Origin of the sequence: Curtobacterium sp. MCPF17_047 (assembly GCF_003234045.1) — a bacterium.
Taxonomy (GTDB): domain Bacteria; phylum Actinomycetota; class Actinomycetes; order Actinomycetales; family Microbacteriaceae; genus Curtobacterium.
In genome coordinates, this window is record NZ_QKSF01000003.1 from 256,335 (window position 1) to 266,730 (window position 10,396).

The following is a 10,396-nucleotide window of genomic DNA, read 5'->3' on the forward strand; positions in this document are numbered from 1 at the left end:
CTTCGGGTGTTCTGCTTGCCCGGAACGGGCACGTGGGCGATACCAGACTCGAACTGATGACCTCTTCGGTGTGAACGAAGCGCGCTACCAACTGCGCCAATCGCCCCTCGCACTTGCGTGCGGATCGATAGTAGCGGATGTCCGGCCGTGGTCGGAACACCGGCCACTCGTCGCGCGCGTCGCCGGCCTTGCGGGCGCACTGGAGGCCCGTGGAGACCCCGCCGATCCGCATGAACCCGGGGGACACGCCCGGTGAACGGAACCGGTTTTGGAGAAACAGCGTGAACTGGGTACAGTTTACGAGTCGCCGCGAGAGCGGGTCGGACAACACCGGTGTGACTCAGGTCAGACCATGCGGATGTGGCGCAGTGGTAGCGCATCACCTTGCCAAGGTGAGGGTCGCGAGTTCGAATCTCGTCATCCGCTCGAGGTGCCTGTCTTCTCCGGAAGACAGCAACTCTCCAGAAGAGGTATCCCACCGATCGGGTACTACGCCAGACGTGGACCTTGATGGTGGGGTGGCCGAGAGGCGAGGCAGCGGCCTGCAAAGCCGTCCACGCGGGTTCGAATCCCGTCCCCACCTCCAGTCCGCTCCGGCGGAACTCATCTGGGCGATTGGCGCAGCGGTAGCGCGCTTCCCTGACACGGAAGAGGTCACTGGTTCGATCCCAGTATCGCCCACCACGAAGAAGCCCCCGGCAGGAATGCCGGGGGCTTTCGTCGTTCCCGCCGTCGGGACACCTCGTGCGACCGTGTCGACACGGAACGAGGGGCGAGGGGCGAGGGGCGAGGGGCGAGACGACGATGGTTCCGCACGGCCGCTCCCGTCCGAGAACTCTGCGGCTGGCGCCGACGGATCCGGGGGGACTGCCGATAGGGGCTGACGGAACGTGACGCCCGGCCCGAGGGGCGGCGGGCGGTTCCCGACCCGAGGAGTGGCACCATGCGGCGTCCGACCCCGATGCGACGGTTCCTGCCCGCGGCGGTGCTCCTGGCGATGCTCGCGACCACGGTGAGCGCGACGACGGTCACCGCGGTGCCGGCCCTCGCAGCGGCGAGTCCGAAGGTGTCCGTGTCGTGGAAGAACAGCGCCGTGACGGCCACCGGCTTCCGTTCCACGGTCGGTGTCACGAACGGGTCCGGTGCCACCTGGCGTGGGTGGACGATCCAGTTCGCGTACGCATCCGACGCGCGGACGTTCCGCGACGTCCGCAAGGTCTCGAGCGCGAAGGGGGCGCTCACGGTCGCCGGGGTGACGGCACGACCGGACATCGCCAAGGGGGCGACGGCGTCCTTCCGGATCGACTCGCGGACGGTCGCGAAGGCGAAGACGGTGCCGACCTCGTGCACGGTCGTCGGAGCGGCCCTGCCGTGCTCGGTCAACGGTGGAGCGGCGACGCCGGGCAAACCCCCGGCAACGCCGACACCGACACCGACACCGACACCGACACCGATGCCCACGCCAGCACCGAAGCCGACGACCACGCCAGCACCGACGCCCGCTCCCACGCCGAAGCCGGCCACCGGGCGCGACGGCACGGTCGCGGTCGGTTGGCTCGACAACGCCACCTGGACGACCGGCAGCCAGTCCTCGGTCAGCGTGACGAACCGGACCGCGCTGCGCCTGGCTCCGTGGCGGATCCGGTTCACCTACGCCGCCACCGTCGACACGATCTGGGACGCCACCGCGAGTGCCACGCCCGGCGGGTTCATCGCGTCCGCCCCGTCCTACGCCGGCTCGCTCGACGCCGGTGCTGCGACGTCGTTCGGGCTCACCTCGAAGACCGCGGGGGGCGCCGGCGTCCTCCCGACCGCGTGCACCGTGCTCGACCTGCCCACCGGCACGGACGTCGCCTGCACGGTGAGCGGCGTCCCGTCCGGCACGCCGGCCACGAGCACCCCCGCGCCTGCGCCGATCGCGGTCCCGGCACCCCTGACCGAGCCCCGTGCCGGTCGGACCCTGATCGCCCCGTACGTCGACCTCGGGCTCTGGCCGACCGCGGACCTGCGGACCTTCGCGGAGCAGACCGGCATGCGTGCCTTCACGCTGGCGTTCGTCGTGTCGGACAACGGCGGCAGTGCCTGCACGCCGGCCTGGGCCGGCTTCGACGCCTACCGGATCGGCGGCCCGCAGGACTTCCATGGGAACATCGCCGCGTTCCAGGCGAGCGGCGGACAGGTGGTGGTGTCGTTCGGCGGCGCGGTGAACAGCGAGCTCGCCCTGCGGTGCACCGACCCCGTGAAGCTGCAGGCCGCCTACCAGCAGGTCGTCGACCGGTTCGGCGTCGACCGGATCGACCTCGACATCGAGGGCACGGCGCTCGGCGACACGGCAGCCAACCAGCGCCGCGCGATCGCGATCGCCCGGGTCGTCGCCGCGCAGGCGGCGAAGGGACGCCACCTCGACGTCTCGCTCACCCTGCCGGTGATGCCGACCGGACTCCTCGGCGAGGGCGTCGCCGCGGTCCGGGGACTCACCGTCGCCGGTGTCCGTCCGGTCGCCGTGAACCTCATGGCGATGGACTACGGACAGGGGGCCCAGCCGATGGGTCCGGCCGCGAGGTCCGCCGCCCTGGCGACCGCGAGTCAGCTCGCCACGATCCCCGCCTACGCCGGACTCAGCGCCTCGGCCCGACTGTCGATGATCGGCATCACCCCGATGGTCGGCCTGAACGACACCGGCGAGGTCTTCACCCGCACGGACGCCCAGGACCTGGCGGCCTGGTCGGTCGCGAACGGCATCGAGGTGCTGTCCTACTGGGAGGCCACCCGCGACCAGCCCTGCAACCCGTCCATCGGCGCCTACATGTGCTCCGGGGTCCGGGACGCAAAGTGGTCGTTCGCGCACGCGGTGGTCACCGGCGCGACGCGCTGAGCAGGCGGCGCGACACGCTGAGCAGGCGGAGCGGCACCGACGGCGGCGGCACGCGGCCCGTCACCGCAACGCGTCGGCGAGTTCCTCGAGCAGGAACGCGATCGAGGCCGCCCCGTCCAGCAGCATCTGGACCTCGATGCTCTCGTCACTCGAGTGCCAGTGGTCCTCCGGCAGCCCCGTCCCGATGAACAGCACCGGCGCGTCGAGCACCCGTCCGAGCAGTTCCGCGGGCCCGCCGCCGGCGTTCCCCATCCGTCCCGCCGTCTCGGTGCCGTGCCCCCGTTCCATCGCTCGGACCAGGGCCTCGGCGGCCGGACCGGGGGGTGTGACGTAGGGGTCCTGGCCGGACTCCTCCGGGATGTCGAGCTGGTAGGTCACCCCGTCGGGCATCTGCTCGGCGACGAAGGCCCGCATCTGCTCGGCGACACGGTCGACGTGCTGACCGGGGACCGTCCGAATGCTGATCTCAGCGGTGGCCTCGCTGGGGATGACGGCGCGGGGGAACCCGGTCGGGTCACCGGCGAGCAGCGTCAGGACCTCGATCGACGGGCGCGCCCAGAGTCGCTCCTCGATCGTGTGTCCGGGCTCGCCGACGACGCTCCGGGTCTCGGTCCGCTCGAGCCACACGTCGGTGTCGAAGTCCAGGTCACGGAGCTCCTGCTGCCGCTCCTCGGTGAGCTCGTCGACGTCGTCGAGGAACCCCGGGACGGCGATGCGACCCTCGTCGTCGTGCATAGCCGCGAGCACCGAGACGAGCGCGTGCACCGGGTTGGGCGCCGGCCCGGACACCGCCCCACTGTGCACGTCCCGAGCCGGGCCGGTGACGGTCAGGGTGGCTCCGGTCATGCCGCGCATCGAGGTGACGACCGCCGGGTTGCCGCTCTTCCACTGCAGGGTGTCCGAGAAGACGACGACGTCGCAGGCGAACCGCTCGGGGTCGCTCTCGAGCAGCGCGGCGAAGTGCGACGACCCGAGCTCTTCCTCACCTTCGACGAGGTACCTGAGGTTCACCGCAGGCTGGCCGTCGTCCCGGGTCCCCAGGTGTGCCCGGAGCGCCCAGAGGTGTGCGATGACCTGCCCCTTCGCATCCGACGCGCCGCGGCCGTACAGTCGGCCGTCGCGGAGCACGGGTGCGAACGGCGCCGTCTCCATCCACTCCTCGGGCTTCGCGTGCCGGACGTCGTGGTGGCTGTACACCAGGACGGTCGGCAGCGACGGGTCGACCAGCCACTCGCCGTACACCGCGGGTGACGGCCCGGCCCGCAGCACCTCGGTCCGGAGCCCCACCTCGCGCATCGCGCCGGCGAGCCACCGCGCAGAGCGCTCGACGTCGAGCGCCCGCTCCGGCTGCGAGGCGACGGACGGGATCCGCACCCACTCCGACAACTGGTCGATGATCGTGTCCTGCGCGGCCTGGAGGCTCGTGGTGACGTCCGCCCCGCCGCTGTCCGTTCCGTGTTCCACCAATCCGACCGTAGAGACCGGACGGTCGGAGGCGACTCCGGATCCGCGCACACAGGACCTCGGCCGGAGGTCTGCTCAGTCGACCGGGCGGTGCAGCGTCGCGATGCCGTCGTGGAGCGGCTCCGTCTCCCACGTCGCCGCGGCGGTGCCCGCAGCCAGGTCGCACCGGACGTGCAGCAGGTGCGGGGTCTCCACGAACCGGACGTCGATCGACACGACGTCACCGGCGCGTGCGCCGCTGGTCGCCGTCGAACCGGACACCGCCCACGTGCCGTCGCCGACCGGGGCCGCGACCTCGCCGGAGGCGTCGCGGAGGGTGAGCACCCACCCGCGCTCGGTGCCCTGGGTCAGGTGCAGGGCCTCCAGTCCGGCTCCGATGCCCGTCGACCCGGACGCGGCGGAGAACCCGCCCTCGGGCAGCGGGGTGAGTACTCCGAGCGCGTCACCGGCGAGCGGGGGGAGTGCCAGCCTGGCGAGTCGCTCGCGCAGGGCCGGGTCGGCGGTCTCGGCCCCCTGCCGGTCGATCGCCGGCAACAGGTGTTCCCACACCGCGTCGAGGACGGCCTGCATGTCGAGGCTCTGACCGGTCATCGCCACCACGACGTCGTGTTCGGGCAGGACGACGCAGAACTGGCCGTAGGCGCCGTCGCCGCGGAAGCCGTGCCGCGCCATCCAGAACTGGAACCCGTAGCCCGCCGACCAGTCCGGGTTCTCCTCGTCGGGGTTGGCGACCCGGACGCTGGTGGCCGTCTCGACCCAGTCCTCGTCGAGCAGGCGCTGCCCGTCCCACATCCCGCGCTGCAGGTACAGCTGGCCGAGTGCGGCGACCGCTTCCGTGGTCGTGTAGCCGCCGCTGTACCCGAGTTCCGCGCCGGAGTCGTCCCGCCGCCACGCGAAGTCGTCGATGCCGAGTGGCGCGAACAGCCTCGGACGCAGGTACTCGAGGAGCGATGTCCCGCTGACCCGCCGGACGATCTCGCCGAGGGTGTAGGTGCACGGCTGGTTGTAGGCGAAGACGCTGCCGGGCTCCTCGTCGGGCGGGAGGAGCAGGAACCCGCGGACGGTGTCCCTCGGGTCGATCGCCTCCGCCCGGTCGATGGTCTCGGTGCGGTGCCCGCTCGCCATCGCCAGCAGGTGCCGGACCCGCATCCGTCGGGTGCGCTCGTCGGTCACCTCGGCGTCGAGTTCCGGGAAGTGGCTGACGACGGTGTCGTCCAGGTCGATCAGCCCCGCGCGCACGGCGATGCCGACGGCCGCGGCGGTGAAGCTCTTGCTCAGCGAGTAGAGCAGGTGCACCCGGTCGGCGGCGAACGGGGCCCACCAGCCCTCGGCCGCGACCGCGCCGTGCCGGAGGACCATGACGCTGTGCGGCTCAACGCCGTCCGCGCCCTCCAGCGCGGAGACCAGGCGGTCGAGCCCGGTCGCGTCGATGCCGAGGGCGGACGGGGTGCTGCGTCGGAACGTCGTCGTCACGGAGCAGACCCTAGTCCGGTCGTCGCTGGCAACGTCCGGCGCGCCCGACATGCGGACGGGAGGCCCGGATCGCGTCGGTCGTCGGGTACAGTGGTGGATGTTGGTCACCCTGGTGGGCAGCGTGCGGATGTGGCGCAGTGGTAGCGCATCACCTTGCCAAGGTGAGGGTCGCGAGTTCGAATCTCGTCATCCGCTCAGGACAGAACACAGGAACCAGAACCCCTCGGCCGATCGGCCGGGGGGTTCTGTCGTCTGTGGTCGACGAGCACGTAGTGGTCGACGAGCACGTCAGTGGTCGACGAGCACGTCAGTGGTCGACGAGCACGCCGGCGGGCGACGAGCACGTCGGCGGGCGCAGGCTTCGGGTCCCCGCGCCCACCGGCGTGGAGGCGCCGTCGCCTCGTCGTGGCCCCCGGATGGGTCGTCCGGACGCGGGCCCGGGGATCTGTTCGGAGCAGCAGGGCCAGCGGGAGGCCCCGCTGGCGGGTCGTGCGGTTTCCCGCACGATCCGCCGCCCGTCGGCCTGTCGACTTGCGGCGACGGGGTCAGGCTGTCGCGACGGCTCTCGTGCCCGGCATGCCGACCCACAGCGACGCGCCGGTGTCGACGACGGTCACGAGCACCGTGTCGCACCCACGGCAGCGGGCGACACTGCCCATCGCCGTCCGGTGGACCCGGGTCACCGCCAGGAGGCCCGTGGTCCCGCAGCCGGAACAGCGCAACCGGGCGGACGTCGCGTCGACCCCGAGCACCTCGGCGAGGTCCCCGGCCAGGGCGTTGCCGTCGACGAGCGTCATCACGAGCCTCCGAACCGTTCCGCACGCACCTCGGTGGTGTCGTGGCCGAGTTCACCGAGCCAGCGCAGCACCTGTTCGACGAAGGGTGTCGAGCCGCACACGTACACCAGGGCCCCGGCCTCGGGCGGCAGGACCGACGCCGCCAGCCGCTCCCGGGTCAGTCGTCCGGCCGGGGTCGTCACGCCGTCCGGCGTCCGGCGGCTGTAGACGACGTCGAGGACGAACGGTGCGTGCTCGGCAGCGCTCACCGCTGCGTCGAGTTCCGGCCGGAAGAAGACGTCCTCCGGGGTCCGGACGGCGTAGAGCATCCGGAACGGTGACGGATCGCCAGCGGCTGCGTGCGCGGTGACCATCGGCAGGAGCGGCACGACGCCCGACCCGCCGGCGATCAGCTGCACCGGGCGCGGCTCGGATGCCGCGGGGCCCGGACGCCAGACGAACCACCCGCCGAGGGGCCCGTGCACCTCGAGCGCGTCCCCGATCTCGACGGCGTCGACCAGGAACGGGGACACCTCGCCGTCCTCGACCCGGTCCACCGCGAGCGTGACCCGGGAGTCGTCGCCGGAGGAAGCGATCGAGTAGGAGCGCGTGGCCTGGTAGCCGTCCTCCGCCGTGAGCCGCAGGTCCAGGTGCTGCCCGGGGTCGTTGCCCGGCCAGGTGGGCACGTCCAGCACCAGGCGTCGGGCGTTCGGCGTCTCCGGGGACACCGACGCCACCGTGGCGGCGTGCCAGGCGGGACGCCGGAGCGGGCGGACGGGGGCGACACCGGGCCAGGCCGGTGCGGCACCGGACCCGGCCGGTGCCGCACCGGACCCGGCCGGTGCCGCACCGGGCCGGTCCGACGGGGCGGACGGGGGACGGGCCTCCAGGCCGGGGGCGTCGTCGGCTGTGGAGAGGGTCACCAGTACCGCTCTTCCTTCCACGGGTCGCCGTGCATGTTGTAGCCGGCGTTCTCCCAGAACCCGGGTTCGTCCTCGGCGTGCATCACGATGCCGCGGACCCACTTCGCGCTCTTCCAGAAGTACAGGTGCGGGACGAGCAGCCGTGCGGGGCCGCCGTGCTCGGGGGTGAGGGGTTCGCCGTCCGCCTCGAAGGCGATCCACGCCTGCCCCTCGAGCAGCTCGTCGAGTGGCACGTTCGTGGTGTAGCCGCCGAAACTGTGCACCATGCAGAAGTCGAGCGACGTCTCGATGTCGGCGAACAGCTTGTCGAGCGGCACACCGCGCCAACCCATGCCGAGCTTGGTCCAGTGCGTGACGCAGTGGATGTCGACGGTGATGTCGTCCAGCCCGAGTGCCCGTACCTCGTCCCACGTCCACGAGTGCAGGCCGGACTCGGTGCGGATCGAGAAGCTCCACTCGGACGGTTCGATCTCCGGCGTCGCACCGGCCGACAGCACGGGCCAGTCGTGCACCAGTGTCTGCCCGGGCGGGATCTTGCTGTCGTCGACATCACGGCGGCGTCCGCCGAACCCGCGGGTGAAGCTGGCCATCGCGTCCTCGTTCCTGTCGTCACCGGCGTCGGGACCGCTGCCGCCCCGATCCGCCTGCTGTGTCGATCCTGCCGCACGGCCGTGCTCTTGTCAGCCGCCGCGCGGACGGCCGCGGCGCCGATGACGGGTTCAACCGGCCGGGGTGACCAGGCCCGACTCGTACGCCAGGACCACGGCGTGCACGCGGTCCCGCAGCTGCAGTTTCGCGAGCACCCGGCCGACGTGTGTCTTGACGGTCTGCTCGGCGATGAACAGTTCCCGTCCGATCTCGCCGTTCGAGCGCCCGCGGGCCATGAGCATGAAGACGTCCCGCTCGCGGCCGGTCAGGACCGCGAGCACGTCCGCCTGCGGAGCGGCAGGTCGGGGTCCCGCGATGAAGGCCTCGACCAGGTGTCGGGTGACGCGAGGCGCGAGCAGGGCGTCCCCGGCCGCGATGGTCCGGACGGCGGCGATCAGGTCCTCGGCGCCCGCGTCCTTGAGCAGGAAGCCGCTCGCCCCGGCCCGCAGCGCGTCGAACACGTAGTCGTCGATGTCGAACGTCGTGAGCATCAGGACGCGGACCGGCGTCGGACTCGGCCCCGAGCGCGGCGCTGCCGTGAGCCGCCGTGTCGCTTCGATCCCGTCGAGGACCGGCATCCGCACGTCCATCAGCACGACGTCGGGCTCGAGGTCGATGCCGAGCGCGACGGCCTGGGCACCGTCCCCGGCTTCGCCCACGACCTCGAGGTCCGACTGGGAGCCGAGGATCGCGACGAGTCCCGTGCGGAACACGGCCTGGTCGTCGACGACGAGTACTCGGGTCATCGGGGGTCTCCGTCCGGGTGGCGGGGCAGGGTCACGGCGACACGGAAGCCACCGTCGGCGGTGGGGCCGGCGTCGAGCGTCCCGTCGAGCGCGGCGACGCGGGAGCGCATGCCGGCGAGGCCGTACCCGCCGTCGTCGGCCGGGGGCGGGGGAGCGAGGGGGGCCCGGGCGTTCGTCACGACCACCGCGACGGCGGCGACGGACACCTGGACGATGACGGTGGTGTCGGCACCGGGGGCGTGGCGGACGACGTTGCCGAGGGCCTCCTGCACGACGCGGTACACCGTCAGCTGCGTGACGCTGCCGACGGCCCCGACGTCGACGGCTGCGTCGTCGACGGCTGCGTCGTCGACGGCTGCGTCGTCGACGGCTGCGTCGTCGGTGGCTGCGTCGTCCCGGACGTCGAGGGTGACCGCGAGCCCGGCGGCGCGCGTCGAGCCGACGAGGGCCGGCAGGTCGGTCAGGCCCGGTTGCGGTGCACGCTCGGCGTCCTCGTCGCCGCGCAGCGTGCCGAGGAGCTGTCGCATCTCCCGGAGTGCGGTGCGGGAGGTCGCGGCGATCGTCGCGAACTCCTCCCGCGCCGCCGGTGGCAGGTCCGTCACGCGGTAGGGCGCCGACTCCGCCTGCATGTGCACGACGGACATGCTGTGCGCGACGACGTCGTGCAGCTCCCGGGCGATCCGGGCGCGCTCCTCCACGGCACGGCGGGCACCGGCCTGCTGCTCGGCGTCCTGCCGTGCGGCGACGAGCTCGGCACCCACTGCCCGGCGCTGGCCGAGCAGGACCGCGGCCGCCCCGATGAGCAGCCCGCTGCCCGCGGACACCACGAGCGTGCTCACCCAAACGTCCGGCTGGTCCCACCGGCTGGGCGTCGCGGCGACGAGCACCAGGGTCAGGACCGTCGAGGCACCCCAGGCGACCGCGGTCGTCCGCCACGGGGTCCGCAGGCCGAGGACGACGAGCAGCACCGACAGGCCGATCATCGCGGTCACGGGCAGCGGCCACGGCCCCGCGGTACCGGGGGCGGCCAGCACCCCGAGCCCGGTGAGGGCGATCAGGTGGACCGCGGTCGCCGACCGCGGCCGGGCTGGAGCCACCAGGAGCGTCGCACTGAGGACCGCGGTCACCAGCAGCGCCAGCGGGACCGGCACGCCGTGCACGACGGTCGCGACCGGTGCCCCGACGGCGAGCAACGTGACCGCCGCGAGGACGAGCGACCCGCGGGTGGCGACGACCGACCGGGAGGCCCGTAGCCGTGTCCCGGGGATCCGGAACGTCGTGCGCGCGGCGGGATCAGGGCCGTCGCTGTCCGGGTCGCTCCGGTGCGTGCGGGGGGTCACGGGCGGGCGGTCTCTCCGGTGGTGATCGGGCAGGTGGTGGGGCGGTGCGTCGTGGCCCGTGTGCTGCGGGTGCGGCGCGGGGTGGCGCGAGTCGCGCCGGGGGTGCTGGCGGTCCTGGCGGTGCTGCCGGCGGTCGGGTCGGTGGCGGTTG

8 protein-coding genes and 5 tRNA genes are annotated in these 10,396 nt (G+C 72.7%); 5 read left to right on the plus strand and 8 right to left on the minus strand.

What is annotated here, in order from left to right:
• Window positions 1–33: 33 nt before the first annotated feature.
• Window positions 34–106, minus strand: a tRNA-Val gene (locus tag DEJ33_RS05240).
• A 248-nt stretch (window positions 107–354) separates the two neighbouring features.
• On the opposite strand from DEJ33_RS05240, the gene DEJ33_RS05245 reads away from it, so the two are divergent.
• From DEJ33_RS05245 to DEJ33_RS05260, 4 genes are all read left to right on the plus strand, one after another.
• Window positions 355–426 (plus strand) — tRNA-Gly (locus DEJ33_RS05245).
• An 86-nt stretch (window positions 427–512) separates the two neighbouring features.
• Window positions 513–586 (plus strand) — tRNA-Cys (locus DEJ33_RS05250).
• 23 nt (window positions 587–609) lie between these two features.
• A tRNA-Val gene (locus DEJ33_RS05255) sits at window positions 610–684 on the plus strand.
• 259 nt (window positions 685–943) lie between these two features.
• Window positions 944–2,875, plus strand: coding sequence for a cellulose binding domain-containing protein (locus tag DEJ33_RS05260; RefSeq protein ID WP_111194405.1), 1,932 nt, complete (start codon window positions 944–946; stop codon window positions 2,873–2,875).
• 60 nt (window positions 2,876–2,935) lie between these two features.
• Here the strand turns inward: DEJ33_RS05260 and DEJ33_RS05265 are convergent, their stop codons facing one another.
• Both DEJ33_RS05265 and DEJ33_RS05270 read right to left on the minus strand, forming a co-directional pair.
• Window positions 2,936–4,339: a M20/M25/M40 family metallo-hydrolase gene (locus DEJ33_RS05265; RefSeq protein ID WP_111077757.1), complete on the minus strand. Its 1,404-nt coding sequence runs from the start codon at window positions 4,337–4,339 to the stop codon at window positions 2,936–2,938.
• A gap of 75 nt (window positions 4,340–4,414) precedes the next feature.
• The gene (locus DEJ33_RS05270; protein WP_258378094.1) at window positions 4,415–5,812 is read right to left on the minus strand and encodes a serine hydrolase; all 1,398 of its coding nucleotides are present in this window, start codon (window positions 5,810–5,812) and stop codon (window positions 4,415–4,417) included.
• 123 nt (window positions 5,813–5,935) lie between these two features.
• Here DEJ33_RS05270 and DEJ33_RS05275 point away from each other — a divergent pair.
• Window positions 5,936–6,007: transfer RNA gene (locus DEJ33_RS05275), tRNA-Gly, on the plus strand.
• A gap of 350 nt (window positions 6,008–6,357) precedes the next feature.
• Here DEJ33_RS05275 and DEJ33_RS05280 read toward each other — a convergent pair.
• From DEJ33_RS05280 to DEJ33_RS05300, 5 genes are all read right to left on the minus strand, one after another.
• Window positions 6,358–6,609 carry a DUF6510 family protein gene (locus DEJ33_RS05280; RefSeq protein WP_111077755.1) on the minus strand — a complete coding sequence of 84 codons (252 nt, stop codon included), beginning with the start codon at window positions 6,607–6,609 and terminating at the stop codon, window positions 6,358–6,360.
• Complete coding sequence (locus DEJ33_RS05285) at window positions 6,609–7,511, minus strand: FAD-binding oxidoreductase (protein ID WP_309147009.1); 903 nt, start codon at window positions 7,509–7,511, stop codon at window positions 6,609–6,611. Before DEJ33_RS05285 ends, DEJ33_RS05280 begins: the two co-directional genes overlap by 1 nt.
• Window positions 7,508–8,101: a molybdopterin-dependent oxidoreductase gene (locus DEJ33_RS05290; RefSeq protein ID WP_111077754.1), complete on the minus strand. Its 594-nt coding sequence runs from the start codon at window positions 8,099–8,101 to the stop codon at window positions 7,508–7,510. The genes DEJ33_RS05285 and DEJ33_RS05290 overlap by 4 nt, the downstream gene beginning before the upstream one ends.
• Window positions 8,102–8,230: 129 nt before the next feature.
• Window positions 8,231–8,905, minus strand: a complete 675-nt coding sequence (locus DEJ33_RS05295) for a response regulator transcription factor (RefSeq protein WP_111077753.1) — start codon at window positions 8,903–8,905, stop codon at window positions 8,231–8,233.
• Complete coding sequence (locus DEJ33_RS05300; protein ID WP_111194407.1) at window positions 8,902–10,245, minus strand: sensor histidine kinase; 1,344 nt, start codon at window positions 10,243–10,245, stop codon at window positions 8,902–8,904. The genes DEJ33_RS05295 and DEJ33_RS05300 overlap by 4 nt, the downstream gene beginning before the upstream one ends.
• Window positions 10,246–10,396 lie beyond the last annotated feature (151 nt).

Excerpts from the sequence above, each read along its gene's own strand:
- DEJ33_RS05290 (WP_111077754.1), bottom strand. The coding sequence starts at position 8,101 with ATGGCCAGCTTCACCCGCGGGTTCGGCGGACGCCGCCGTGATGTCGAC.
- DEJ33_RS05260 (WP_111194405.1), top strand. The coding sequence starts at position 944 with ATGCGGCGTCCGACCCCGATGCGACGGTTCCTGCCCGCGGCGGTGCTC.
- DEJ33_RS05280 (WP_111077755.1), bottom strand. The coding sequence starts at position 6,609 with ATGACGCTCGTCGACGGCAACGCCCTGGCCGGGGACCTCGCCGAGGTG.
- DEJ33_RS05295 (WP_111077753.1), bottom strand. The coding sequence starts at position 8,905 with ATGACCCGAGTACTCGTCGTCGACGACCAGGCCGTGTTCCGCACGGGA.